Origin of the sequence: Stygiolobus caldivivus (assembly GCF_019704315.1) — an archaeon.
Classification (GTDB): Archaea; Thermoproteota; Thermoprotei_A; order Sulfolobales; family Sulfolobaceae; genus Stygiolobus; species Stygiolobus caldivivus.
In genome coordinates this window covers 133,089-157,604 of record NZ_AP024597.1, presented here as the reverse complement: position 1 = coordinate 157,604, position 24,516 = coordinate 133,089, and the positions used below count along the sequence as shown (strand labels likewise).

At 39.4% G+C, this 24,516-nt stretch carries 30 protein-coding genes and 1 pseudogene; 21 read left to right on the top strand and 10 right to left on the bottom strand.

The genetic code is table 11. The features are described 5' to 3' along the window. Positions 1-150: 150 nt before the first annotated feature. From KN1_RS00785 to KN1_RS00750, 8 genes are all read left to right on the top strand, one after another. Complete coding sequence (locus KN1_RS00785; protein ID WP_221288805.1) at positions 151-828, top strand: hypothetical protein; 678 nt, start codon at positions 151-153, stop codon at positions 826-828. A 60-nt stretch (positions 829-888) separates the two neighbouring features. Continuing rightward, a complete protein-coding gene (locus KN1_RS00780) occupies positions 889-1,626 on the top strand; it encodes a hypothetical protein (protein WP_221288804.1) in 738 nt (245 codons plus the stop codon). Continuing rightward, positions 1,626-2,249, top strand: coding sequence for an ATP-binding cassette domain-containing protein (locus tag KN1_RS00775; RefSeq protein WP_221288803.1), 624 nt, complete (start codon positions 1,626-1,628; stop codon positions 2,247-2,249). Before KN1_RS00780 ends, KN1_RS00775 begins: the two co-directional genes overlap by 1 nt. Before the next feature lie 130 nt (positions 2,250-2,379). Next, positions 2,380-2,979: a hypothetical protein gene (locus KN1_RS00770; RefSeq protein WP_221288802.1), complete on the top strand. Its 600-nt coding sequence runs from the start codon at positions 2,380-2,382 to the stop codon at positions 2,977-2,979. Continuing rightward, complete coding sequence (locus tag KN1_RS00765) at positions 2,970-3,260, top strand: transcriptional regulator (protein ID WP_221288800.1); 291 nt, start codon at positions 2,970-2,972, stop codon at positions 3,258-3,260. Before KN1_RS00770 ends, KN1_RS00765 begins: the two co-directional genes overlap by 10 nt. 306 nt (positions 3,261-3,566) lie before the next feature. Beyond that, positions 3,567-3,854: an AAA family ATPase gene (locus tag KN1_RS15070; RefSeq protein WP_221290413.1), complete on the top strand. Its 288-nt coding sequence runs from the start codon at positions 3,567-3,569 to the stop codon at positions 3,852-3,854. Next, positions 3,844-4,401 carry a DUF4143 domain-containing protein gene (locus KN1_RS00755; RefSeq protein WP_221288798.1) on the top strand — a complete coding sequence of 186 codons (558 nt, stop codon included), beginning with the start codon at positions 3,844-3,846 and terminating at the stop codon, positions 4,399-4,401. Before KN1_RS15070 ends, KN1_RS00755 begins: the two co-directional genes overlap by 11 nt. After that, on the top strand, positions 4,352-4,555 hold the full coding sequence (locus KN1_RS00750) for an ATP-binding protein (protein WP_221288796.1): 204 nt from the start codon (positions 4,352-4,354) through the stop codon (positions 4,553-4,555). The genes KN1_RS00755 and KN1_RS00750 overlap by 50 nt, the downstream gene beginning before the upstream one ends. 87 nt (positions 4,556-4,642) lie before the next feature. On the opposite strand, the gene KN1_RS00745 is transcribed toward KN1_RS00750, so the two are convergent. Beyond that, positions 4,643-5,515, bottom strand: a complete 873-nt coding sequence (locus KN1_RS00745; protein ID WP_221288794.1) for a DUF3782 domain-containing protein — start codon at positions 5,513-5,515, stop codon at positions 4,643-4,645. Between the two features lie 481 nt (positions 5,516-5,996). On the opposite strand from KN1_RS00745, the gene KN1_RS00740 reads away from it, so the two are divergent. The 4 genes from KN1_RS00740 to csx1 all read left to right on the top strand — a co-directional run bounded on the left by KN1_RS00740 (position 5,997) and on the right by csx1 (position 8,278). Next, the gene (locus KN1_RS00740) at positions 5,997-6,257 is read left to right on the top strand and encodes a hypothetical protein (RefSeq protein ID WP_221288792.1); all 261 of its coding nucleotides are present in this window, start codon (positions 5,997-5,999) and stop codon (positions 6,255-6,257) included. Next, positions 6,254-6,499, top strand: coding sequence for a hypothetical protein (locus KN1_RS00735; RefSeq protein WP_221288790.1), 246 nt, complete (start codon positions 6,254-6,256; stop codon positions 6,497-6,499). The genes KN1_RS00740 and KN1_RS00735 overlap by 4 nt, the downstream gene beginning before the upstream one ends. Before the next feature lie 149 nt (positions 6,500-6,648). Beyond that, positions 6,649-6,849 carry a hypothetical protein gene (locus KN1_RS00730; RefSeq protein ID WP_221288788.1) on the top strand — a complete coding sequence of 67 codons (201 nt, stop codon included), beginning with the start codon at positions 6,649-6,651 and terminating at the stop codon, positions 6,847-6,849. 205 nt (positions 6,850-7,054) lie between these two features. Then, on the top strand, positions 7,055-8,278 hold the full coding sequence (gene csx1, locus KN1_RS00725) for a CRISPR-associated CARF protein Csx1 (RefSeq protein ID WP_221288784.1): 1,224 nt from the start codon (positions 7,055-7,057) through the stop codon (positions 8,276-8,278). Positions 8,279-8,463: 185 nt separating this feature from the next. Here the strand turns inward: csx1 and KN1_RS00720 are convergent, their stop codons facing one another. Then, on the bottom strand, positions 8,464-9,300 hold the full coding sequence (locus KN1_RS00720; protein WP_221288775.1) for an ABC transporter ATP-binding protein: 837 nt from the start codon (positions 9,298-9,300) through the stop codon (positions 8,464-8,466). A 131-nt stretch (positions 9,301-9,431) separates the two neighbouring features. On the opposite strand from KN1_RS00720, the gene KN1_RS00715 reads away from it, so the two are divergent. The 4 genes from KN1_RS00715 (at position 9,432) to KN1_RS00700 (ending at position 13,927) form a co-directional block, all read left to right on the top strand. Then, the gene (locus tag KN1_RS00715) at positions 9,432-10,262 is read left to right on the top strand and encodes a hypothetical protein (protein ID WP_221288773.1); all 831 of its coding nucleotides are present in this window, start codon (positions 9,432-9,434) and stop codon (positions 10,260-10,262) included. Between the two features lie 643 nt (positions 10,263-10,905). Next, positions 10,906-11,067, top strand: a complete 162-nt coding sequence (locus KN1_RS00710; RefSeq protein ID WP_221288771.1) for a hypothetical protein — start codon at positions 10,906-10,908, stop codon at positions 11,065-11,067. A 156-nt stretch (positions 11,068-11,223) separates the two neighbouring features. After that, positions 11,224-12,303, top strand: coding sequence for a hypothetical protein (locus tag KN1_RS00705; protein ID WP_221288769.1), 1,080 nt, complete (start codon positions 11,224-11,226; stop codon positions 12,301-12,303). 19 nt (positions 12,304-12,322) lie between these two features. Continuing rightward, positions 12,323-13,927 carry a hypothetical protein gene (locus KN1_RS00700; RefSeq protein ID WP_221288767.1) on the top strand — a complete coding sequence of 535 codons (1,605 nt, stop codon included), beginning with the start codon at positions 12,323-12,325 and terminating at the stop codon, positions 13,925-13,927. A gap of 433 nt (positions 13,928-14,360) precedes the next feature. Here KN1_RS00700 and KN1_RS00695 read toward each other — a convergent pair whose 3' ends face one another. After that, positions 14,361-14,918 (bottom strand): hypothetical protein, encoded by a 558-nt coding sequence (locus tag KN1_RS00695; RefSeq protein ID WP_221288765.1) that lies wholly within the window; start codon positions 14,916-14,918, stop codon positions 14,361-14,363. A gap of 275 nt (positions 14,919-15,193) precedes the next feature. Between KN1_RS00695 and KN1_RS00690 the strand changes: the two genes are divergently transcribed. Then, positions 15,194-15,343 carry a hypothetical protein gene (locus KN1_RS00690; RefSeq protein ID WP_221288763.1) on the top strand — a complete coding sequence of 50 codons (150 nt, stop codon included), beginning with the start codon at positions 15,194-15,196 and terminating at the stop codon, positions 15,341-15,343. A gap of 17 nt (positions 15,344-15,360) precedes the next feature. On the opposite strand, the gene KN1_RS00685 is transcribed toward KN1_RS00690, so the two are convergent. Continuing rightward, complete coding sequence (locus KN1_RS00685) at positions 15,361-15,825, bottom strand: PIN domain-containing protein (protein WP_221288760.1); 465 nt, start codon at positions 15,823-15,825, stop codon at positions 15,361-15,363. Then, complete coding sequence (locus tag KN1_RS00680; RefSeq protein WP_221288758.1) at positions 15,782-16,018, bottom strand: AbrB/MazE/SpoVT family DNA-binding domain-containing protein; 237 nt, start codon at positions 16,016-16,018, stop codon at positions 15,782-15,784. The genes KN1_RS00685 and KN1_RS00680 overlap by 44 nt, the downstream gene beginning before the upstream one ends. Before the next feature lie 166 nt (positions 16,019-16,184). Between KN1_RS00680 and KN1_RS00675 the strand changes: the two genes are divergently transcribed. Then, on the top strand, positions 16,185-16,556 hold the full coding sequence (locus KN1_RS00675) for a hypothetical protein (RefSeq protein WP_221288756.1): 372 nt from the start codon (positions 16,185-16,187) through the stop codon (positions 16,554-16,556). A 436-nt stretch (positions 16,557-16,992) separates the two neighbouring features. Then, positions 16,993-18,017, top strand: a pseudogene (locus tag KN1_RS00670) (AIR synthase family protein). Between the two features lie 389 nt (positions 18,018-18,406). On the opposite strand, the gene KN1_RS00665 reads toward KN1_RS00670, so the two are convergent. From KN1_RS00665 to KN1_RS14635, 5 genes are all read right to left on the bottom strand, one after another. Further along, a complete protein-coding gene (locus KN1_RS00665) occupies positions 18,407-18,727 on the bottom strand; it encodes a hypothetical protein (protein ID WP_221288754.1) in 321 nt (106 codons plus the stop codon). A gap of 251 nt (positions 18,728-18,978) precedes the next feature. Next, complete coding sequence (locus KN1_RS00660; RefSeq protein WP_221288752.1) at positions 18,979-19,128, bottom strand: hypothetical protein; 150 nt, start codon at positions 19,126-19,128, stop codon at positions 18,979-18,981. A 698-nt stretch (positions 19,129-19,826) separates the two neighbouring features. Further along, a complete protein-coding gene (locus KN1_RS00655; RefSeq protein WP_221288750.1) occupies positions 19,827-20,222 on the bottom strand; it encodes a type II toxin-antitoxin system VapC family toxin in 396 nt (131 codons plus the stop codon). Further along, positions 20,200-20,436: an AbrB/MazE/SpoVT family DNA-binding domain-containing protein gene (locus KN1_RS00650; protein ID WP_221288749.1), complete on the bottom strand. Its 237-nt coding sequence runs from the start codon at positions 20,434-20,436 to the stop codon at positions 20,200-20,202. Before KN1_RS00650 ends, KN1_RS00655 begins: the two co-directional genes overlap by 23 nt. A 497-nt stretch (positions 20,437-20,933) precedes the next feature. Further along, positions 20,934-21,221: a hypothetical protein gene (locus tag KN1_RS14635; RefSeq protein WP_225905746.1), complete on the bottom strand. Its 288-nt coding sequence runs from the start codon at positions 21,219-21,221 to the stop codon at positions 20,934-20,936. Positions 21,222-21,977: 756 nt separating this feature from the next. On the opposite strand from KN1_RS14635, the gene KN1_RS00640 reads away from it, so the two are divergent. After that, a complete protein-coding gene (locus KN1_RS00640) occupies positions 21,978-23,666 on the top strand; it encodes an AAA family ATPase (RefSeq protein ID WP_221288746.1) in 1,689 nt (562 codons plus the stop codon). Beyond that, positions 23,638-24,387 carry a hypothetical protein gene (locus tag KN1_RS00635; RefSeq protein WP_221288742.1) on the top strand — a complete coding sequence of 250 codons (750 nt, stop codon included), beginning with the start codon at positions 23,638-23,640 and terminating at the stop codon, positions 24,385-24,387. Before KN1_RS00640 ends, KN1_RS00635 begins: the two co-directional genes overlap by 29 nt. Positions 24,388-24,516 lie beyond the last annotated feature (129 nt).

The following is a 24,516-nucleotide window of genomic DNA, read 5'->3' as shown; positions in this document are numbered from 1 at the left end:
TTCAGCCTAACTAGAAATCACTCTATTGTCTTTACTTATTTTTATTTATAATAATCTTCGTATACATACTATTTTTACTTTAACACAGACGTAGTTAAAACTTTTTAACCACATTTATCCTTAATTTTTCCCCTTTCTTAACTGGAGATCATGAGGAATCTTTTCATTTACTTTATTAAACAATTAACATTTAGCGAGCCCGCAATTTATAATATTCTGTTAGGCTTTATTATAGCCTTGATCATTTCGAGATTAATAAAGTTCGATGTTAGTTTAAATGTCTCTGAAAACTTGATACTTAGCATACTAGCAGTCGGAGTGAGTTTTGTCTTGCTTTATAATACTTCTTCCCTTCCCTTCCTTATTAAGTTCGGAAAATTAAGGTTAGAAGTTTACTTAGCATTACTTTACCTTTCTGGAGAAATAGCAACACTGTTTTACACGTTACTACTTGTTATAGTGTACAGCTTCCTTTCTAGTATTAGTCTTCTAACTTTTATCCCATACTTTCTCGTTACAGCCCTCTCAGTCTTCCTATTTTTAGTATCCCTTTCCACGCTTTTGTCACTTATAATTACTGGCGGAAGGTTAGATTGCTATATAATTATAGCGATCTACCCCATGATAGTCGTACCGACATTTATATTCTCTTTTTTTGAGAGCGAAATAAATCCTCTTTGGGCATTTGGGGTGGCGAGTGGAAAACATTTACTTAATACGGCTATTCTTCTAGTATTATCAGTCATTTTCATATATTTGTTAATAGTTTTAATAAAAAGGTCTATTTTTCTTAGTAACGACAACTATTATTACACTAATCTTGGCTAGTTTAGTTAAAGAGTTTTAACTTAGTCCATCATTTTTATTACTTTACATGAAACTTATTTCATGGAATTAGAAAAATCTATGATAAAGAGGTTCTCCTTCTCCCCGACCTCAATGTCTTATATGCTAGGCATGATGCTGTTAGACTCAATTGGGCTCTACTTCGCCCTCAACGGTGTTAAAAACATAGACGCCGGGATAATATGGTACAGTGTCGCAATACTACTTTTAGTGGCTAGCCTTGCGACAGGTTTCAGCATAACACTAGTCTACCACTCCTCTGCACTGGCATATTACGTGAGGTTTAGCAAACTCAGAATGGCTAACTACATCTTGAGCGTGTTCACCGGCTCCCTGGTCTCAACAATCTTATATTCCGTGGCCTTCACGGGCTTAGTCACACCGTTAATAACGAAGGTGACACTGGGCAAACTCTATGAAATCCTCTCACTAAGTAACGTCATCCCCTTCATAGTATCTACAGCCATTTCAAGCCTCTTCATACTCTCCTTAACGTTCACAATTATTTCCTCACTGCTAGTAAAGTTAGGGGCGAAGGCCTCAAACTACGCTTACTACATCTTTTTTGCTTTCTTGGCCCTCTCAGACCTCTCGCCTTCAGCCTCATCAGAGTTCAACCCGTTTTATGAGGCAGCGAACGTGATTTCATACTCCTTAATACATGACAGCTTAAGCGTTTACTGTGTGGAAGTACTACTCCTCGCCTTACTACTATTGGCCGTAGGGTCCGTAATACTGAAGAGGATTAAGGCTTTGAGGCTTGAGGAGGTGGTGTGGTGATGTTAGAGGTCAAGGACTTATCCGTCTCCTTTGAAGACTTTACTGTTTTAAGAAACGTCAACCTGAAACTGGACAAGGAAGTCTGTGTAGTCCTAGGCCCTAACGGCTCTGGCAAGACTACTCTACTGAGGGCCGTCTCCGGCATAGTGCCTTACAAGGGTTCAATAAAGATAAACGGTAAGGAGGTCAGGAGTGCAAAGGGGGTCTTAGAGTACTCCACGAACTTGCAGGAGGTCTACACTATAGGTAACTCCGCGTGGGACACTGCAAAGATAATTACTGAAATTAAGGGTGGGGACTTGAAGGAGTTCCTCAGTATAATAGACTACTTTAACTTGGACAGAAAGGTGCTCCGCAAGCCCGTTTACAAGATGTCTACGGGGCAGAAGGCTTTAGTCTCCTTAGCACTTGCACTATTTACGAACCCCCAAGTAGTCACTGTCGACGAGCCGATAGAAAACGTGGACGTTAATAGGAGGGATAAGGTGGTGTCACTATTGAGGGAGAGGGTTAAGGAGGGAATAATCGTAACCCACCAGAGGGAGTTGGTAAAGGCGTTTAAGGAGGCGAGGGTTTACACTATAGTTAATGGTGAGTTAGTTGAAGGTGATAAAATGCAATAGGAAGGCTAGGGGAGGAGAGGTATATATAGCCTGTTGGGTAGGTTGTTGGTTCAGCTGTTGGACATCGAGGGAAGTTAAAAAGTCTTAACCGTAATTTGCTTTTAAAACTACTAAAGTGAATATATAAGTGGTGGAGGCTATAAGTAAGGAAGAGATCATAAAGCAGTCCAGGGAAATAAGCCTCAGAGTATACTATACTGTAATACTTAACTCTTCTAAAGTTATATTAGACTTTGTAGGTTTGAGTAGCCTCATCACTTTTCTATTAGTTAACCTAGTCCAAACCCCCTTTACCTTGAACGTGGGTATACTAGCCTTCTCCACGATTTACGTGATCGTCTCTTTGAAGGTAACCAGGCAGATAGTCCCCCTAGTGCAAGCGATCAACGAGAACTCTATAATATCGAGAAAGTATCCCTTACTCGTTAAGTTAAGCAGTGTTTTATCACTCTTAACACTCTACACGATCTTCCTTCTCTCCTTCTTTTACCACTCCTTATCGATCTTACCAGCAATCTTGGTAGGTGTATACTTGTCCTTCAACGCTTTTCAGCTGATCGAGATCGTTAAGTTCCTTAAGACCAACCGCGTAGAGTACTTGCTGGTCGTGGCATACGTAATTTCCGGGATAGCGGTTATACTTTCTCCGTTTAAACCCCTGCTCCTCTTAACCCCGCCTACGATGGCTTTCCTATATAGGCTGATGAGAGGTGCTGAAAAGTGGAGATAGAGAGGTTAATAAAACTATTGAAGGACAATAAGGAGTTAAACGTCGGGGTCAGGCTGGGGATCCTTTTAGGCTTATACTATACGAGGTCTGCCTGGTTTAAGGAATTGTTGGAGGCAACGAGGTTAAACAAGGCTGAACTCTATCAGCACCTTAAGGTACTGAGTAAGAGCGGGTATATAGAGATGAAGTACATCCCTACAGTAGAAGGTAAGAGGTTGAAAGTATTCATAACTAAAAAGGGTGACGAGGTAGTAAAGGAGGTACTTGAACTGCTAAAGTAGTTTATATTCACGACTTCACGCCTTCTTTACACCTCTGGGTTTACCTCTTACAATCGTAGGTGGCTCACAACTGAAACGAAGTTACGACTGTTTTAGTATAGTAAAACATTTTATCCGACACTTCTTCTTAATTACTGTGGCTGAAGAGTTAAAGAGGGTGTTAAGAGATCAGAGAGAGTACTTAGACACTTTAGAAAAATAAAGGGTTATTGACAGAGACTTGCCTTTCGACGTGAAGCCTTACCTTTCTAGACCTAATGTCCTTGCAATCTTAGGCGTTCTGGCAAATCGACACTAGCCTACTTACTGGTTAAGGGGAAGAACTTCGCGTACGTAGACTTCAGCGACGATAGGCTAGCAGGGTTTAACGACTTCGACTCGTTAACAAGGGCTTTTTATAAACTTTACGGTGATTTCGAATACGTCGTTATAGATGAGCCCCAGTACGTTAAGGGCTGGGGGTTATTTGTAAACAGGTTAAGGAGCGTAATAGTCACCTGGAGTAGTTCAAGTCTACTTTCCGGTGAACTATCTACTGCGTTGACCGGGAGACACGTGGACTTGACCCTCTTTCCATTTTCATTTGAGGTCTAAAGGGGTCGAGATAAATCTCTACTCTACTAAGTCGACCTCTAACATAGAGAGGGAGTTGGAGGACTATTTGAGGGAAGGGGGTTTCCCGGAAGCCCTTACCCTAGGTAAGAGGATTATCCCTTCAATTTATAACGACATCATAACTAAGGGCGTGATAGGGAGGTATGAAATTAGGGAGGTGACTAGTTCAAACAATTTGCCGTTTCCATCACAAAAATACTACTCTACCGAAGTCTCAGTAAGGAAATTGGCAAACTTAACGAAGCTAAGCACTACTACTGTTGAGGAATGGATTAACGCAATCCAAGAGTCCTACCTCCTTTTCTTCATAAAAAGATATAGCAGGAGCCCTAAACAGTTCAATAACCAGAGAAAAGTCTATGTAGTAGACCCGGGGATAGTGAACTATGTCGCACCTTTCTCTTACGGTGGTCTCATGGAAAACGTAGTTGTAATACACTTGTTAAGGAAGGACCAGCTAGAGGGGGGTGAGCTATTTGAGGGGAGAAGACTTCGAAGTGGACTTTGTGGACGAAAAGGGGAATAGGTTAATTCAAGTCTCTTATTTCTCTTCATTAGACGAGTTAAACAAGAGTGAATTGAGGTCATTAGTAAAGGGGAGTGAGATAGTAGGGTTTAAAGACCTCCTTGTAAGTTGGGACTTGGAAGACGAGGTGGGTTTTGAGGGTAAGAGAATTTAGAATAATACGCCTTTGGAGGTTTTTTCTGACTGATTAGTAAATTTCTGTCTCTTTTTCAAGAAATATACACATTGAATTTCTCGAGACTCAATAATCGCTTATAATGTGAGAGTAGATTACCTCCACTCCCTCCTTCTCCAACTCCTCCTTTACTCTCTTCAATATGAAGTTCGCTACTAAGAACACCTTTACCCTCTTATCAGGGTATTTAGCAGAGAACAGTTTCCTCCTAATATCTATCTGGTCTAAGGTGTCCTCATCAGCGAAGTTCTTTACCTCAAACACGTAAACGTAATCATCAGTCTCGTAAAAGTCGACCTCATATGCTCTACCTTTAGATACAATGCCTAAATCGTCTACAATAACCCCGTGGACTACTTTACTGGGGTCTATTCCGTGAAGCTTTAGTGCCTCTTTATATACCTCGAGTATCGTCCTCTCTATCCCCTTCCCTGCCCTCATAGTAAAACCGCCTATCTCAGTCGATAACTTCTTGACCTCCTGCTGTAGAGATGCTATTGCCTCTCCGTGCTTATCCACAGTCTCTGTAAGCTTCTTCACTTCTCCTTGTAAAGACATTATTGCCTCTCCTTGTTTCTCTACAGTCTTCTGCAAAGACAATACTGCTTCAGTAAGCTTCTTCCCTTCTTCTTGGAGTGACGTTATTGCCTCAGTATGCTTATCCACGGTCTTCTGAAGTGATACTATTGCCTCTCCTTGTTTCTCCACAGCTTGCTGTAAAGACTTTATTGCCTCTCCTTGCCTTTTCACCTCTTCTTGTAGTGTCACTACTGCTTCAGTAAGCTTTTTCACCTCTTCCTGCAACGTCCTTATACTAGCCCCGTACTCATCGAGCTTCTTTATCACCATCTCGTCCTTAAGCCTCTCATAAACTTTCTCAGCCAACGCCGAGAGTAACTGCGGGTTATTAAGTATCTCCTCAATTATCTTCTCACTCATAATTAATAATTTGGTGAAACTGTATAAAAAGTTCAAGACAAGAGCTAATCAAATTAAGCTTACACCCAACGTAAGTGTCCATAGTAACACTTGTCTATATTTAAATTATGTAAATATTGGCTTCACTACCCTAAATTTATTTTCGTATATTTGTTCTTGCAACAACTACCCTACACAAGTGCTTCTAATATATATTCTTATCTTACTATTTCTAGAGTCTAGATTAAAAGAGTTTAAATAGAAAATAAATCTTTGGGATCTCGTATGGGCGAGAGCGGAATCGAACCTTAAATTGCCATGATGAGAAACGTTTCTCTAATCTTCTACGCTCTAGACGCTTTCTTCATTATATTTCTATCTATCCTTATATTCAGTGGGATTTCCTTTACGTTATCCGAGTCCTAATCCCAATTACACCACCATTGTAATCCCTTATAGTGGTCTAAACTTTATTGCAGCTTCCTTCTTAGTATTTGGAGCTATGTTCTACGTTGTAATGATAATCTCAACGGAGATCATGATAACTAGACTCTTTAATTTCTCCTTAGTAGTGCTGGTACTTACGATAATTTCTGCAGTATTATACATGATACTAAATGACCTCAGAGCTAGTAGTTCACCTTACGCCCTTACAATTAAACCGTTCGTAGATGTAGTCTCCCTATTAGTAATAGTGTTGAGTATAAGAGCATTTTACAGTGTTTATACGCTTAAAAAGCTGGAAAAGAGGTTGGCAGAATGATCATATATGCTGAAATCCAATGGCATAAGATGAAGGAACTAAAATTCCCCTACGTGTGCTGGAAAGACGTGATCGTAGTATTGAGGACTATCGATAGGGTCTTATACGTCACCCCGTGGAGGCAAGAACTAGCTAAGTTTAAACCCCCTCTACAAGCTAGACAGTTCGACTTCTATGACCAGACAAGTAAACTCAAGAATGATGAAAACGTCAAGTACTTAGAATGCATTGCACTAGAATAACTGAAAAAACCAAGGCCTTGTATAACTAATAAGATAGAATGTAAAGAAGAGGTAACGATACAATTACAGTCGATCTAATAACTCTAATATCCTGCCTCGGGAAGGTAATAAGATACGAGATAAAGGGGAACGAGGTAGAGTCCACTGTATTGAACAGAACAATGCATGTGGGCAAAGCGAAAATCCTAATAGGTGTTTTAAACACTGTAGAAATCGAGTTCCGCGAACCTTACGGGAAAGGTAAGATAGAGTACATGAGAGATAGGGTAGTGGTAACTTATGAAGGTGTTATGGGGAATGAGATGAAAAAGATGTTAGAAAAGTGTGCAATGCTGGCGATCTCTGCCTAGAAGAAAGGAGTTTTCAACCAACGTAATACTAACTCCTCGTAGCACCGGTCTTTGACCAAATCCCCCTTTTGTAAGGTGTGGGGAAAAACCACTCGCCTTTAGAGACTAGGGCAAACCGAACGGTTTTCCGGTCTTTGTTCAGACTGCCCTTGACGTAGCTAACCCAACTCACAACTTTTTTACTTTTCTCGTCCATCTTTCTCTTATGAAAGTCCTTTTCGCACCAATAGGTGACCCCAAAAATTACGAGCAAGTAAACTACATAATAGATTCAAAAACGTTACAAACTAACGCGAGCTTCAAGGCAATAGAACAAGCACTCGACGTAGACGACGTGATAGTATATGCCGGGCTAAGCTTATGCAAGCCACCAAAGGACTACAACACTTGCTTTGAAAACATTTCGACCGATGTAAAACAGAAGTTAAACCTAGACAAAGAGAAGGTAATAGTAGCCCCTAACATTTTCGGCAGTAAGTTTATTCAAGCCGACAGGAAGAACACGCTATACTACAACTTCATCTATTACAACACGTTGAAAATACTAGAAGAGGAGAAACCGGACGAGGTGTACATAGACATAACCCACGGGATAAACTACATGCCACTCCTAGCTACCGATGCAATAAAGTTAGCGACGTATACTTACGTAGTTGAGAAGGGGGAAGACAAGTTGAGGTTAACGATATTCGACTCAGAGCCTGTAATCAGGGGTAACCCGGGGCCTTACAACATAGACAAGGTGTTTGAAGGAAAGGTGTATATGAGGCAAGCAGTACTCTTCATCGTAACGCCTTTCCTATCTTCAGAAAACAAAAGCAACGTGAAGAAGGCGGTGGGGAAAACCTGCGACACGGACTTGATCTATTCCTTAGCTAACGCTTTGTTCTCTGGCATATTCCCCTACATAGTACTGTCGAGGGATGAGGTGAAAAAGTGCTTAGACGGCATTGAGGGGGAGATAAAAGTACTGGACCACAAGGACTTTATAGTCAAAATCCAGTTAGATAACGACGTGTTAACATACAAGACAGTACTACCTATAGAAATAAGTTACGTACACTCACTACTCACAGCAATAAACGGTATTGTAAGGGGGATAAACACTATAAACTATGGAGGAAGCGAGTGGGTGAGCTTAGAGGATATCGAGAGCCTCGCAAAGAAGTTCTCTTCATCAGAAACCATATCCGCAGTAGTGCGTAACGAGGTCGACAAGCTGAAAAGCGTAAAGGTAGGAGAAAGCCCACAGCTTTTGGCAGAGGTCTTAGATGGGGAGAAGCCTAGGAAAAAGTGTAGTGCGGATGAGAGGAACTTGTTCGCACACGGGGGTTTTGAGAAAAACGTCACTTATCTGTTAGGAAAGGACGGGAAGACTTACGTAAGTTATGTGGACTGCAAGGGCGAAGTAAAGAACCACCTCAAGTGACAGACCGGTTTTTGAAGAAGCATTGAACCTCCTTTTCGACCAGCCGAACGAAGTTAGTGCTCACTCTTTCGGATTAGAGTCTGTAACACTCTCTTCGTTGTACGCTGACCAGCGTCTACTACTCCCCTCGGCTCAACTTTATAGAAAAATTACACATTATGACCCCTGTCGCCTCAAACAGCTGATTAGACCTTATCTCCCATTACCAGTCTATATAACTCATACATGTCTATCTCGCTGACTTCTTCTATTTCACTACCCAGCCCCACCGTTTCCTTCACTAACTCACTGATTTTCCCGTCATACTTGATCAAAAACTTGCCATCGCCGTACTCTTTAATAATTTTCACCCCTTGAGGGAAACCCCTTATTTTACCCCTAATATACACTAAGTTCTTCCTCAGTCCTTCCAGGTCGCCGTCCATTATTATCCTCCCGTTTTTTATGAAAATTATCCTCGTAGCGAAGATGGGCAAATCGGATATGTCGTGCGTGGAATATATTATTATCCTCCCTTCTTTAATCAAATTTATCTTGTCGTACAGCATTAGCCTGAAGTTTACGTCTAAATTAGCCGTAGGTTCGTCTAATATTAGGATTTTTGGGTTTTGGAGGAACACCCTATAAAGGCTTAGGAGCTTCTTCTGACCGCTACTCAGCTCTTCAATCTTCTTTTGGGCCGGGAGAGGAATATCAATAGGCTGAGAACCGTAAATTTCAGACCAGAACTCGATAAATTCCCCTACTGTTAGGGTAGTAGGTGGAGAATATTCAGCCGGCATATAGCCTATAAATTCCCTTATTTTCTCCCCTTCTTTAGAGTAAAGATCTATCCCGTCTACCTCAACTTTTCCCCTAATCGGTTTTAAAACCCCGGCTAAGCTCCTCAAAAGCGTAGTCTTGCCGGCACCGTTCGGGCCTACTAACGCGACGACTTCGTTCTCGTTCAATTTCAGCGAATTTACAGTTACTACAGTCTTTCCGTAATAACCTACCTCAGCATCTATAACACTCAACTGCACGTGTGTATTACTCTTCCCTTTTATTTAAACATTAGCGACGAGTACAGCGTGTCAATCGGGGTGAACTTACCAAGCATTTCATAAGGAAAAACTACAATAACCTCTTATTTAATGGTAAGGTGGAGATATCTGTGAAGCTGGCACTAGACCCAGTGCTCAAAGCGTATATTAAGAGAGCTTATATTGAAAATTACAAAAGGAACTCTTACAATAAAATAACTTTAGTTCTGAGTATAGCAGTTTTAATTTTTGTCTTTTCTCTCTTACTTCTCCCCACAAGTCAACTCCACCTACCTACTAATTCGACTTTATATTCTAGAGTGCTGTACGAAGCTTACGGGATCACCTTACCCCCCACTGAGGCAGCTGTAATACTCTCACTAACCCCAATCATAGTCTTCCTCCCGTCACTATTTACTTTAGTCTTGTCCTCGTCTATCCCTTATTATTTCCTTTATAACCTCAGGGTGAACAGCGAAATAGAGGTATTCTTAAGCTACCTGGGAGGGCCGAGAAATGTGTTCTCGATCATTACGAAAGCCACGCTGATATTCACCTTAATTTACTACACAATTTACTACGGGGTAACGACGATCCTAGTAGCAATATTCCTCCCGGTCCTCTTGACTTCAGCCCAGTTCTTAACCCTATTTTATGTGGGCGGGTTCATGGTAATCCTGCTTACAATACTTTTGATGATAATACTTAGCTTAAAGTTCCCGTCACTATCGAGGCCCTCAATGTCCTTCGGGAGAAGCACACCGCCTTCTCTGGCTCTGCCTTCCCTGATAGACGTAGTAGAGCTACTGGTTTTTGAGATAATAAGTGCATCACTCGTGGCCTACTCCCAAATTACGACGTTAGTGATCGTAGGACTCAACTCGCTCATTGTGGTAATTTTAACATTACTGTTCGTCAAGCTCAGAGAAAACGTTACAGTAGAGGATTTTATAAACAGGTGAACAGTCAAACACTGTCACCCTTCATCATTACCCCAGCGGAAGCTGTAAAACCGCAGACAGTGACTTTAAAGTCGAGTTTACAACGTTAAATACTCCTCCAGTACCTTCAAATCCCCCCAGTATTCGCTTGAAGTTGCCACCGCTTCGCCAGTTCCTTCACCTAACGTGTCCCCCAACTTACTATTCCGTCTAACCCTGAAACAGCCTTATTTATAACTTCATAACGTTTATTCCCAGCTTGTCATTGAAGGGCCTTACAAGCTGTGCCACCCTTGAGTTGCCTATAGAGTCATGTAACAAGCTTACCTCACTTCCAGTTTCAAAATGAGGAAAAGCGGATTAAGTATTGAGTCAAACGCTCTTCCCCTAATTCGTTTAAAGCCTCGCCGGAGGGATGTATATTTCCCTTAATGGCTAGGAAGTGACCAGAGCTACTGCTTCGCTCTATCACAACACCTCTAGTCGTTGCCTGGAAGAAGATGCGTAGTTCGTCCTGTTGGATCCCAAAAGGAATTGAAAGACCCTTAACTTCGTTTATAACTGTTCATGTAGTCTTCCTAACACTCCCTTTTCATTAGGATACGGAGTGCCTTAACGTAGTTATTGGCAAGGGCTAGGCTTTCAATTCCTTTGTGGGGAGGAAATGAGCTATGGCAACGACATCTGGTATAATATAGAAGATGTAGGCATGTTTAAGAAAGTTAGAATATCATTTTATAAGATTAATGATACAGACAGTTCAAGGAGATATATGATGAGGTACTGTCACGAAGGTTATCATCACTTAATAATTTTCACCTACTAAAACAAGGGCTTAGTTAACATGTTAAAGCCATTTTTAAAGCAATGAAGAGATTATAAACATCAGTAACTAAAAAGCTCGTCGTGAATTAAGTAGAGCTGAGTTCAATAAGCTTACATACTTGTAATAGATATATATGCGGTTTAGAAGATTATTAATGTGGAGGAAGGAATACTCGACATAAAGTATTACGACATGAACACATGGAACGAATACTTCAACCAAGACGTGTTAAAGTTGTATGAAGCCACAGTCAAGTTACTGAAAATTTACGAACAAGTTAGAAACTTATCTGGTAAGAACGTGATAGAGTTAATAAAGGACGAGGGGTATAATGCAATACTGCTTGGTGGCGTTAGGGAAGATGGAAGTTTTACTGAGTTGAGTGCGTCAAAATTTTACAGAGATGTATTTGGACTTAACTTTGACGTGAATGCAGTAATCTCCGCTATTAAAGTAGGGGAGAGCATTAATGTACCGGTACATTTTAGTGAGAATGATATATACAAGACGCTTCTTAACATTTACTCCAACCTCGATTTCATCCTTAGCGCAAAGGGGATAAGTAAGCCTAACGTTTCCCCTCCTTCACTTACTGACTATCGTAACGTATTGGAGACTCTTAATGAGTTTGTGGAAACCTCGTCAAGTTTTCTTAGCATTTACAATCCTAAAACGTTCTTTGTAACTAGTTTGAGAGGGACAACGTTGAAGGCGTTAAGACTAGCATACCCCAAACTTAACGAGGAGATAATGAAAATGTTTGGCTTAAGTAAAATATTGGAAATAAGCTATTTACCAGACCCTAAAAAGGAGTACACAATTTGGGGTTATGCTAATACTATTAAACTTAATTTATTAGATGATCAATTAGTGGGTACAAGTATTGGTTCAGCAATTATGATAATTAACTGTAAAATATATAAACTTTTAAAATTTGTATTCTATTTATATTTAGATTTAAAAGCAAGCACTGAAAATTATTACCGGAGAATTATAGATGATTACTGGAGATTAGTCTCAAATATTAAAACTCTATCTAAAATCGATATTAGAGGCGAAGGATATTTTACTTGTTCAATTAATAAGTTTAATGTTGACTGTAGAATTTACAGGAATAATCTTGTAAACTTTCTAAATGATATAGGTTTGATACTTATCTATGTATACCGAATAAAAGATTTTTATAATAATGGTGATATGATTTCTATATCATTCGACAGATATCCAGATCTATAAATACTTACGGTGAAGAGATATGGAAAGTAAAAAGAGAGAAGAGAAAGAAAGTTTTACCCCATCAGAAGATATAGAAACTCAACAGAAGAAGAAATTGGCGATAGATAAAAAAGCTGGGGTCTCTTCAGAACTCAGACACATTTCTCAGCCTACTGATAATTTGACATTTAACCCGCTTTTAGTTCTCCAATTCCCATTACCTCCTAAAGTTACGAGTGTAGGAGAGCTGGATACACAATTCAAATTAACTGAGCGTAAGCCCGAAGTCATAAAATTGTCATTCCCTCAAAAACCAGTCGTTTCAATGAGCTCGTTAGACACTTCATTCTCACTCCTTGAAGAGCCGATACAAGTCCAAAAACTACACTTTTCCCCATCTCCTACCGTCATGATGAGCCAGCTAGACACATCTTTTGAGGTCAAAGAGGAGGAAAAAGTTGTGTTGCCAAAGTTGGTCTTCCCTCCCAGAGTATCCGTTTCGATACCCTCATTAGACGTAAGCCTTAAACTGACTAGTAACTACGAAAAGTACGGCAAGGAGTTCCTCGACGTTGATTTCCTGGACAATTTCTTATCATTTACGTCGTCGTTCATAGACAAGGATAGAGGTAAAATTTTAATTATCTACGACGAAAACAAACATGGGATTGAGGATTCTATAAAATACATCGCTACTGAGGTCGCGTTAATTCACGGGCATGAAAGAGACCCGATAACGGTTTCTAGAGTTAACGATCTGTCTAAGTTAACGTTAAAGAACGTTGGTACTACTTCCGGCATTTTCGTGTTGAAGAGGGACAAAGAAAGAGATTTGTGTGAGTTAATTAAATCAAAAGACGAGGTGTGTAAAGACAATTACGAGTGCAAGTCGATTAAGGAAACAGAGGAGATTTTAATTGACTCTCTTAACGGTATAAGTGGTTATAATTACTCGATAATCATTATGCCTAAATGCCTTTATGACATCTTGTCACCTAAACTGGTGTATAAGCCAGATAGGATTGTAGAAGATAACTTGACAAAAGAAGAAGTATCAACGTTGGCCTACTTAGCCTCTGGTTATCAGTTGAATTGGAAGGGTTATGACGCGTTAGATAGAACGAAGCAGAAGTTTGAAGAACTTCTGAGCTCTGCTTGGAGGTGGTTGAGGAGAAATTACATAGATCTAGATATTCCCAACCAAGGTAATGAAAGCCCTTATCACAGAGAATTAAAGGCATTTGTTATAAAGCACTTAATAGAGAATGAAAAGGTAGACGAAAGCGATATCTTGGTTGAAAGTGATGTATGTGGTGGTTTAAAGCCTGACATATATGTGAGTAGTAGGAGGCTTGCAATAGACGTTAAGACCAGTATTGGCTATTTGCCTAGCGATGAAGTGTTAGAAGTGAAAAAATATGCTAGCTGTGCAGAGAGGATTTGGGTAGTAATGAGGCCTATTGCAGCCCTCCTAGATTTAGAAGGAGTTATAGGGAGGATAAAATGCGCTCATAAGCAAGGGATAAACATTGATGTCATGATCCCAGTAAAGGATAGGCTTGTAACGCTAGAGGAGTTCATAAATGGGGGTAGGAAATACATGGAAGATCTCTCGGCTAATAAACATTCAACGCAGAAAACGTAATCCCTTTTTACACTGTGTATAAAAACATATACTTAAGAGAATACATATTTCCTAATATCTACAACGAGGAATTTCCCCCTCCTCTTATGTCGGCGTAGCAAAAATTACAAGTCTGGGGACCAAGCCCTCAAGCTATTCATCACGTTTTCTCATTTTCAATTCTGCAGAAACAATCTAAAAGTCTCTGATTTTGTAATTCAAAGGCTTCAAAATCGTCAGAAGAACGTGTATTACTTTTGGGATTCAACTGCCATGGGAAGTAGGTACAACGCTTAGAGAGACACTAGTCTTTCAATCCCTTTTGGAATTCAACTGTTTGATTTTTATACTACTTGTTGTTTTTTGTTTACATTAATTTACAAGTCTAGTACGCCTGAATGTAATCCAGTGTGAGGGGAAGAGGTTAGATTTATCGAGTAGGAAAAGAAGACGATTAAAAGTTTAGATTGAACTTAGCCTTTACGTAATTTAACGTCCTTTCCGGGTCTTTAACTTTGGGTATTACTATCTCACTCCCGTCGTTTAAAATCACCCTCCAGTCTCCTACACTTTCAGAATAACCGGAAGCGGAAAAGGTACCCGACTGTACTCCGACGCTTACCCCATTATATTTTCCTCTCAATTCGTGTTTCAGCCTTTCGTTAGTGACTACTATAGTCTTCACGTCACTCCAGAGAGCTACTAGAGTGCCTAAAACGTCACTTATGTACCTCCTCTGCTTTAAAATTGCATATGTTATGGGTGGTGCTATAATTATTAAAAGTAGATCCATGCCGGCTACCGTGTCTATCAAATTTGCGAGGCTGTAAAACCCGTTTAATTGTTCATAACCGGCGAAGATTGCTATTCCGAAAAAGGACACGAGTAAAACTGCAAAGACTATAAGCGGGACCTTTCGAGTAGAATATTTAACATAGTAGATACCTTCTGGCGTTACTGAGTAATTCCACGTGATGTCTATTCTTTCATATTTTCTGAGTACCTTCTGCATTTTATGTAATATTATTACTCACACGTTTTTATTTTTATATGATACTGGTAACCTGTCATCACTTCTCCCGGTATGACTTCCTAACTGTCTCTCACTTAAATACTCCTTTATGTGATCTCTCTCCTATGGAACTGGGTGTGGAATACGTACGCGTCTCCCGTTACTGTATTAGGGTGTTTTAAAGAAGGTAGGGAAGAGAGTGAAAGTACTTTCTACAATTCCTCAAGATGACGGGATGCCCGTGATATTGCTTTGGAAAATCGTAGGGGTCGGTATTGACGACGACAGTATTACTATCGGAATATTCACTCTCTTTGCAATGTCTAGCCGACGTGTCTGGAGGTAAAATAGTCAGTGTGGAGATCGCTGACGAGTTTCTTGAGAACTCTATACAGTTAAGTAAGTATTCTGAAAACGTTATGTAACGAAAAGCCTCTCGAAGTTAAATTTCATCTATAAAAGTGATAATACAGCCTAAATCTTTTCTCAACTCATCTATGATTTGGACGATCTCTTTCTCTTTTTTAAATAACGCTTTTACTTTCAAGTAATTTGCAGTAGCAATTACGTAACAGTCTGGTAATGCTATCCCATATTTCTCTTTAATCTCACCAGCTTCTATGATAATATTCTGATTAATGTCCGTAACATTAAGTTTAAATGATAACCATTTTACAAAGTCTTTTGCACGATTATTGGCATCGTTAAGCCCTGCAACTTTATATATTCTGTAACTTACATATAGTACTTCACTTAAACTTATCGGTGTGACGTAAAGGGTACTATCACTGCTGTCTATTAACTCTTTAACCTTTTCATGATTCTCGCTTTTTTCATTAATATATTCTATTAGAACTCCAGTATCAATCACTGCTGAAAATTTCTTCTTCTTTTCTCCTTTCTGCATCTCCCTCCTCCTTAAGGATTTCATCCACCAGCTTAGGGTCTACTCTTACAATTTTAGGCTTTAGTGGACGTAAAATAAGTTCGCCGTCTTTTATATCTGCTATTAGTATGTCGTCCTCACTCACACCGAGCTTTTCCCTAATCTCCTTAGGTATAATTACGACGCCCTTCTTCCTTAATTTTAAGTAAACCATACTACATAAGTTGAACTTAAAGTATTAAGTTTAACTGTTGATAAGCAGTTAATGAGTAGTTGCTACTTTGGAAACCGTTTTATCAGAATGACAGGGAAACGCTATCCCGATTAACTCAGTGTCTCTCGATTAAAGGCTAATTAGTTTGCGATTCAAAGAACATATTATGATATACTTAATTGACGAGTCTTCTACTCCAGTACCTAACGACTTCACTTTAGTAGCCGTAAAAGGGTTCAAGAGTTTACAATTAGACAGGATATCTGGGTTATACGTATTACTAAATGCGAGTGTCGACGTTAAAGAACTGAAAGACTTGCTAGTAAAGGTTGCTGAAGTAAAGACCTTTAGAGGGTTTTCGATCGAGCTTGTTTTCCTGATTGACGAGAACTACAACATCGACACTATTAAGCGGGTAGTCGACTCTTTACCGCTTAACTACACTTACGTAATTAAGTCAACAGCCGACCCGGAGAAACTCCTAACTTCAGACGTGATAAATAGGAGGGAGTCAAGAATAGTCGTAGTAGACGACTAGGTCTATTGGCCAGATAAAGACGTAAAGTTAGTCAAGAGAGTTTCCGGCGACTTGAACGCAGTATATAAGAAACCCGTTTTATGAGGAGTTTCAGGGTAGACCGGAGGACGTGCTTTCTTTTAAAGCAGTAAAGAAGGCTTATCAGTTACAAGGTGCAGTAGGGGTTATAATCGGTCTTAGTCGCTGACTTTTTAAGGGGATAGTGATCGGGTTAACTCACGATTGTAACTTCTCTTCTGGGCACTGTTGCACACCCAGACCCCCACAGAAGTTGAGGCTCGATAAGGTAAAGAGGATCCCTAGAGGAGGCAATTAACTTGACCTTTGTGGACAAGAAAATGAATATATCTGGTGGTGAGCTCACCCGACGTTAAGTGTATTGCTCAACATATTATGAGTTTCTGGTTTATTAACCAGTAACTCCTTTCTAGTTATTATGCGGTTGGGTCGGTTGGGTAAAATTAATGAATACGTGTTCACCAACATAATTTACCCTAACCTCGGTAAAATTCACGACGAAGTCATTGTAAAGCTCCAACACGGTGTAGATACCGGAGCAATAGACTTGGGTGACGGGAGGGTTTTAGTAGTCAAGGCTGACCCGGTATTTATCGTCCCCCAGTTCGGTTTTAGGAAGGCTTCTTGGTTCGCAGTCCACATCCTCGCAAGTGACGCAATGACTTCCGGCATACCCCTAGGTATGCCTTAATAGACTTAAACTTACCGCCTAAGATCGCTGACGAGGAGTTTAAGGAGATGTGGTTGGGGATCCACGAGGCTTTAAAGGAGATAGACGTAATGGTTGTCGGAGGTCACACTGGAGTATATGAGGGTACAGACTACCCTATGGTAGGGGGGTTTGTGATGATGGGGATAGGTAGTAAAGAAAGGTTGGGTATGCCTTCGAAAGTTAAGGTCGGGGATAAAGTGATAATTACTAAGGGGCCTGCAATAGAGGCTACAGCACTACTGGTTAACCTTTACTCGGAGTACTTTAAGGAGAGGTTGAGTAAGGAGGTCTTTCAAGAAGCTTACGACCTTTACTGGCAGATGAGTTGTTGGAAGGACGGCTTAATTGCCTCTAACGTTGGGATACACTTAATGCACGATGCTACTGAGGGAGGGGTGTTCGGTGCTTTGACTGAGATCGCTAGAGTCACGGGTAAGGGGATTAAAATTTACGAGGATAGGTTATTTATGAAGAGATCCGTAATGGAGGTCGCTAAGTTAGTTAATATAGATCCTTGGATTTCGATAAGTGAAGGCACAATGGTCATTGTGACCGATAAGGCTGGGGTTGTAGACGAATTGAATAGAAACGGTATCGAGGCAAGTGTAATAGGTGAGGTTACTGAAGGTGAGGGAGTAACTTTGGTCAAGAAAGATGGGAGTAGGGTTGAGGTTAGGCATCCAGAGGAAGACCCGTTCTGGAGGGCGTTTTTCGATCTAGCTAAAAGGTAGCAATTGAGGTGAGTTTGAGGAAGTTTATGTAAATCCTCGCAACTAAATTGAGGGAGTCTTAAAGGTGATTAATTGTAAAGAAATACCTTAATTATTTATAAACGATATCAAGTTTCGTCGTTGAGGTTTGATTACACCTCTGTTTTGCGTAAAGGTTAGTTATGAAGCGGGATATGTAAGTCAAAATCCCCTCTCTCCAATTCTTCTCAAACAGACTACGTCTATACTGTTTAAGTTAGAGATATTAAAGCCATATCTCTCAAGACAAAAAGTTTAGCCTTAGTGACACTGCTGTTCTACAGCTATCCTCATACCTCTGCTGTTCTACGTACTCTGAGCACTGTTGTAAAGCTCATCTTAGCGTAATAGGATTACTTCGATATTTTAGCTTATGATTTGAATACTTCTCTTAAAGTCTTGTATACCTCTTCTTTATCGTCAAGTATCCCGGCTTCATCTTTGTTTATGTCCATAATGTTGGTATCCTCATTGAAAATAGTCACAGGTGTGAATAGTAGTAAATAATAAAGTAACTGTAACCTATAAACCCCTAATTTCAAGAATTTGAAACCTAAGAAGAAGAGTGAGAGGACTATGAGTGCTACTACTCTTAAAACGTCTACAAGATACTCGTTTCTAACCCACATTGATCCATTGTACACTTTAACGTTAATAGGTACTACATCCGTCTCAGTCCCTTTTATCGGCAATTATAAGTCCTCTTGTTACTAATCCCTACGACTTGTGAGCCTAAGTTATACACCCTTTTATTAGCTTACCCCCGTCTTCGAGCTCAAAACCGGCTAAATACTTAACGTCTATAGGGTCTTCTTTAGTAGTGACTCTACCTCATGACAAGGTCACTAACATTACGGCGGTCTTTGGTCCCTTATTACTTCTTCCCGGTGACGGCTATAAGATCACGGGACTGCTAGAGTCAATAGCAAAATGATGCAGTGCCCTAGTCCATATATCTACAAGTTAGTATTTTCTTACCGTTAGTACTCAATAAAGTGTTTTTTCCTAGTCTTCTACGATTTTCTGAAATCTCACCTTTTATTTCAAAATTTTTATAGTTGAAGTCCAGAGCCTTATCCTCGACCTTGTTCATTACTAGTGTAATAAACCTTATCCCCCCACTCTGAGAGTTAAAAGTAAGAGGTATACTGGATTTATTAACAAGCGCCTCCTAAACTGTTTAAAGTACTCATAGCGGCAAAGCCCGTTTAAACAAGCCTCGTGAAACCTCTCCTACTTCCTCACAATATAAGTCCCCTTTGCTTACCTAGTAGACCCAATCCCCTAAACTACTGAAGTCTATTAATAAGTCAAGGAAGCCCATGCACTAGATAGAAGACGATGAAGCCTAGAAAAGCTGCAATAACTGTCGCTGTCCTTTTTCACAAGCTGATGAGAGACGTTAGTGCAAGGTTGTGTAAAGGTCCAGTGCGTCTGCTGAAACTATTCCCAACGCCATTATTACAATTCCTACAGCGGAGGATTTTTACCCAAAACCCCTAAAACGTCTGTAATTGGTGAGGACAACATGTTGCTAAAGCACTGGGGTTAGCCCAATATGTCTTAGCCAAGTACCCGGAATTGCAGGATCGAGGGGTGTGCGAAGTAATAACTATTTAAAGCCGACTCCGATCCCTTCACTGTAACCACTAACGTAAGGGGACCAGCTCAATACTGTACCGAAGGATGTAAGGAAAAACGACCAGATACAATGATAGACACTTACGTTTATTATCAAATTTAACGTGGAGATGAGATCAGGGATCTCCTTCTGCCCTTTTCTCCTTGGCTTCAGTTCAATAGAATTATATTTTTGTATACTCTCCCTATCCCAGAATCCGTAGTATATATTACAGCACCCTCTTTTTCAGCAAAGGCTATTACAAAACAGTCCACTATGGAAAGGTCTCGGTGCTCGACTTTTATCTCACCGGCCCTTAAGGCGAGTTCCTTGCTAGTACTAACGACCTTTATTGGTGAGTTTAAAATTAATGAAAGCCTGACCTTGGTTTCTTCCACTCCCTTGAGTTTACCATAAATATAAAAGAACTCTGCCAAATTAAGGTCCAAAGTATAGCCTATACTTTTACCCGTGTAGACCTCTTCTACGACTTTCTTAGCCTTATCGTTAAGCCCGGAAAAATATACGTGGAAAAAACCCGTATCAAACAGAACTCTCTTTTTCAATTTCTTCCTTCCTCAGTTCCTCCAACTCCTTTACAGCAGAACCCCCCATGTCTTCATCTATGCCGAATGCGTCAAGTAGGCTCGTTTTACGTTTTAAAATGATTTTATCACCTTCGACCTCTAACTCTAGGACAGAGCCTTCCTTAACGTCAAGTCTCCTCCTGACCTCGGCGGGTATAACTATGATCCCTTTCTTGTGTACTTTTACTTCCATATGAAGTGTTTAGTCTAACAATTATTAAAGTTTAACTTATGATATAGAGTTAAACCATAAGATAAGCATGTGGGGTTTAACAAGGCTTTTAATTTAAGAATTCTATTTGTCGTAGGTTAGAGAAAAACGCGATATCGTTAACGTGCAGTAAAGCCCCGATGTAATACTCAAGGCATCTTAAATACTTTTCCCGCTCAGTAACACTTACTAAGTTTGCTTCCAAGTCAAGTCTAAGCTTAATAATGGCACTAATGTTTGTGCTGGAGCCAACTCTCAGCCTCCAAGTACTGTGGTTTTACATAATGGGGTGGTCACAGCCAAGTAAAGATCAAGTTAGATTACTTTGTTTCCTCAATTTTTATATTCAATTGAACAGGGAATAGTCTAGTACTAAGTACCGATTATAGAATATAACTAGTCGGACAACGTCACGAAGAGAGGTTTATACTACCGTTACGTTAAGCCCTTTAGCGTGACCCCTAACAGTCTTATTGGTCTTAGCACCAGTCAATACCGGGACTAACACTCTTATCTTTATATTCCTCACTTACAGCCTTAGCCTTAGATATTAATTCGTCAACGTTCTTGAACTCAGCCTTCATCTTAACCTCAACCACATAAACCCTATTCTGAGTTTCCACTAAAGCACCTATCTCCCCAACACTACTCTCATAACGTCTATAAACACTTACAACCCTCTCACCTGACTTGTCTAGATAGCCAACAAAGTCCTTGATATAAACCTCTTCAGTGAGCAAAGCCCAAATTACTCCTTGTTGCTTCAATCTTTTTACCTAAATATTCTCTCGTCTCCCCTATTTTGTTTCAAGACTACTCCCTGTTACTTCGATCTCCTTCTCCAAGTAATCCTTTGTCTCCCTTATCTCCTTTTCCAAACCCTCTCTGGTTCCCCTTATTTCGTCCCTCAAATTCTCCTCGACGTCACTAACCCTTTTATCTACGTATTCAATTAGTTGCAGGTTGGAAACATAAACGTGAAACTATCTCCATCTCTACACTGTTCAACTCTTCACCTCTTTTAATCTTCTCTAAAATATTATTAAAAAACAGGAAACCACTTCTTAAGTCCCTACATCATTAGTGAAAATTAGCGAAGAGAGTAATATTATTAAAGTGTTATGTATAAAATCAGTGAGAGAGGTGATAGTGTCGCCATTAATCTATTTATGTTTCTATAAATTTTCAGTACAAAGTAATATGTTAATTCAATATTTATACTCTTTATAAAGAAAGGCCATTTGATAAATTTATATGCAAATGAAGACACTATCACCGCACTCAAATAAAAAGAATATAATTCTTGATATACGGAGTAATAAACTATATTATTTCTAGAGTTGTAGTGATTAATATACTTATAAAAAATTTGGAATCACACATCACGAGCTAAAAGCTGAGGCTAGTGTAGGACGACGCGTAATCATTCTCTAGTTAGAAAAGGAATCCCTCCATACTTATTACTGAACCGAAAATCACAGTCTTGTACAAAGCATATATCTCCTTTCACGGATTTTTATAATATGCTATATAGAGTTAGAGCTAAACAAGGGTTGCTCATCATTAACTTTGACGCTAAGGGTTATTATGCCTTAGATGATAATAAAAGGGTTTTAAATGCTTATGGAGAAAAAGGAAAGCTTTACGTCGATGTTAATACCAAGACTCGTTATGTTTACTTGTTTAAGGCTAATGAGAACGAGTACCCCAGAGACAAGGTCTTTACGCTTTTATATCCAGAAGACTTTAAGATGGTTAAATATGAAGGGTGTGAAAAGAGAACTGAAGTAAAGGATAAAACCTTGCTTAATAACGAAAAGAACTCGTTAGCTTACTTATATTCTAAGAAGGAAGTGGAGGCCCCACTATACTTAGAATTAAGTTATTGTTATGAAGGTGAGGCCGATAACTTATTATTAGGGCTTTTCTCAGAAAACGAGCCGGATAATGTACCGGAGTGCCATGGTAAGGTGTTAGGTGGTTGTAGTAAATATTATTCTAAAGGTAGTGTCGCTGTAGGTTTTGACCCACATTATTCCAAAACCGACCTAGTCGTAATAAACGAGGACGGTAAGTGTGAAATACTTAAGACAAACAAAGATCTAACCGGTTGCCATAATTTAAAACTATTTGCTACGCATAAAATAGGTTTATGGATAGATGAGTACGGCCCTTTGACATTCAACTTCTCAAGGCATAAAGGTTCAGTTTACTTAGTCGCCAATAGCGGGGGTAATACTGCAAGAGTGGAAGTTAATTTTCTAGGCGTATACGAAGGGGAGGCGACTACAGTAGATAAAGTAGAAAAGGCAGGGTTTAGTGAAGTTGAGATCAAGGACTTTAGGGGAATAGCATACGGTAAACTTAACCTTGACAGAGTTAATGTTATAATTGGCGCGAATAATGCTGGAAAAACTACAATTTTAGACGCAATTTATTTACTTTCAGGCCCAGAGCAGAAAATACCAGGCTTTAATACTAGTCTCGAGTTGTTGGCGTACCTCCACGATGTTAAAAAAGGTAATAATAAATTCATTTATAGGTTTTATAATACTGCGACCTCACCTGTACTCAGGGGGGACGAGATAGAATACTACGACATACTAAAATACGTTAATGCTGGGAAAGGTGAGGAAGTAAAGGCTTTATATTTAAGCCCGAGGTTATTGCACCGTTATATCAAATTTATTAAGGACAATTGGGAGGAAATTTCTAATTACACTGAAATATTTACCGATATTTTCAACGAAATTAACGAGATTAACGTAGAAGAGTATTTAACAATGACGTTAGAACCTTTCGGTGGGACTTACACTTTTTACCTGATTAGAAAAGACGGTAAAAGGGTAAGGCTTAATGACGTTGGGGAAGGTGTGAAAATCTATATAATTTCAAGGATATTGTATGAGTACTTAAAGCCTAGTATAATTTTATGGGACGATATCGAGTCCCACTTAAACCCTTCAATACTAGGTAAGGTCATCGCTTGGTTTTCTAATATACCTTCTCAAGTTATAGTGACTACGCATAACCTTGATGTCGCAAAAGATATCGCAAAAGACGGTAAATGCGTTGTTATTGATATAGATAAGGACGGTATACTAAGGGTAGAAGAGGTACAAGACCTTGAGGAGTACAAAAAGTTAGGCTTAGACTCAAGGGCAATAATCAGGGTGATAAGGAGTGGTAAAAGTAAAACTGTTAACCCTTGACTTATCTAATGACTTCAACAGAGTGAAAAGACAACTCAATAAGTATAGAATTGAAATCTGGGAATCTAAAGACTCTAATGAGAAGATCAATGCTTTAATCTTCATTCTGGATGGCGAGATGGATTTTAGAGTAATATTAACTATGTCTGCTATTGTACTAAATTGCAGTAAAACTTTAGCGTTTACAAAAACTTCATACTTAGGAATAACTGGTATAGATAATTGGAACATAATATATAATAAGTTTAAGCTAATAGAGAATAGGATTTACAAACAAGCTAAGACAATAGTTTTTATAGGGGATATCGATAACCAGCGTAAATACGAGAATTTTAGGAGTACATTAGGGGATAACATTAAGGAGGATATTAGCGGGGTTTACATATCTCATGACTACTATAAGGTTCTCGTCATTACTTATAATGGTGATTTAAATAATGATAGGTTCTCGTCACACGAGATAGAAGAAGACATGATAAAATTTTTAGAAAAAATTAATGAAACCGGGGTTAGTGGACGCATTCTAACTCAAAAAGACGTTACTGATGCTAAAGAACTCTATGATAAATTAAATAAAAGTTTTAGAAATTTTAGATTAGGTCCGGAACTTTTTAATAACTTAGATGAACTCCTGGTACACTTAATGGTAAAATATAGAGAATATTCTAGAAAGCCATTCCTAAGATTAAATCGTGTATTAGAACTTATAGCCAATACTTAATGTACTTTAACAAAGAGAAGTAAGGTGATAAGGACAGAATAGTAAGGGGAATACTCAATATTGTGTATGGAGTTAATAACTTACGATATAGTCTGGCGAACGTCTTAAGCATCTACCTCCTTACAGAGA

What these genes read in the sequence shown, in the direction of transcription:
- KN1_RS00640 (WP_221288746.1), top strand. Translation starts at nt 21,978, where the DNA reads ATGCTATATAGAGTTAGAGCTAAACAAGGGTTGCTCATCATTAACTTT.
- KN1_RS00785 (WP_221288805.1), top strand. Translation starts at nt 151, where the DNA reads ATGAGGAATCTTTTCATTTACTTTATTAAACAATTAACATTTAGCGAG.
- KN1_RS00710 (WP_221288771.1), top strand. Translation starts at nt 10,906, where the DNA reads ATGAGCTATGGCAACGACATCTGGTATAATATAGAAGATGTAGGCATG.
- KN1_RS00675 (WP_221288756.1), top strand. Translation starts at nt 16,185, where the DNA reads ATGATATACTTAATTGACGAGTCTTCTACTCCAGTACCTAACGACTTC.
- KN1_RS00695 (WP_221288765.1), bottom strand. Translation starts at nt 14,918, where the DNA reads ATGCAGAAGGTACTCAGAAAATATGAAAGAATAGACATCACGTGGAAT.
- KN1_RS00745 (WP_221288794.1), bottom strand. Translation starts at nt 5,515, where the DNA reads ATGAGTGAGAAGATAATTGAGGAGATACTTAATAACCCGCAGTTACTC.
- KN1_RS00685 (WP_221288760.1), bottom strand. Translation starts at nt 15,825, where the DNA reads ATGCAGAAAGGAGAAAAGAAGAAGAAATTTTCAGCAGTGATTGATACT.
- KN1_RS00700 (WP_221288767.1), top strand. Translation starts at nt 12,323, where the DNA reads ATGGAAAGTAAAAAGAGAGAAGAGAAAGAAAGTTTTACCCCATCAGAA.
- KN1_RS00650 (WP_221288749.1), bottom strand. Translation starts at nt 20,436, where the DNA reads ATGGAAGTAAAAGTACACAAGAAAGGGATCATAGTTATACCCGCCGAG.
- KN1_RS00660 (WP_221288752.1), bottom strand. Translation starts at nt 19,128, where the DNA reads ATGAACAAGGTCGAGGATAAGGCTCTGGACTTCAACTATAAAAATTTT.
- KN1_RS00735 (WP_221288790.1), top strand. Translation starts at nt 6,254, where the DNA reads ATGATCATATATGCTGAAATCCAATGGCATAAGATGAAGGAACTAAAA.
- KN1_RS00780 (WP_221288804.1), top strand. Translation starts at nt 889, where the DNA reads ATGGAATTAGAAAAATCTATGATAAAGAGGTTCTCCTTCTCCCCGACC.
- KN1_RS00740 (WP_221288792.1), top strand. Translation starts at nt 5,997, where the DNA reads ATGTTCTACGTTGTAATGATAATCTCAACGGAGATCATGATAACTAGA.
- KN1_RS00775 (WP_221288803.1), top strand. Translation starts at nt 1,626, where the DNA reads ATGTTAGAGGTCAAGGACTTATCCGTCTCCTTTGAAGACTTTACTGTT.
- KN1_RS00680 (WP_221288758.1), bottom strand. Translation starts at nt 16,018, where the DNA reads ATGGTTTACTTAAAATTAAGGAAGAAGGGCGTCGTAATTATACCTAAG.
- csx1 (WP_221288784.1), top strand. Translation starts at nt 7,055, where the DNA reads ATGAAAGTCCTTTTCGCACCAATAGGTGACCCCAAAAATTACGAGCAA.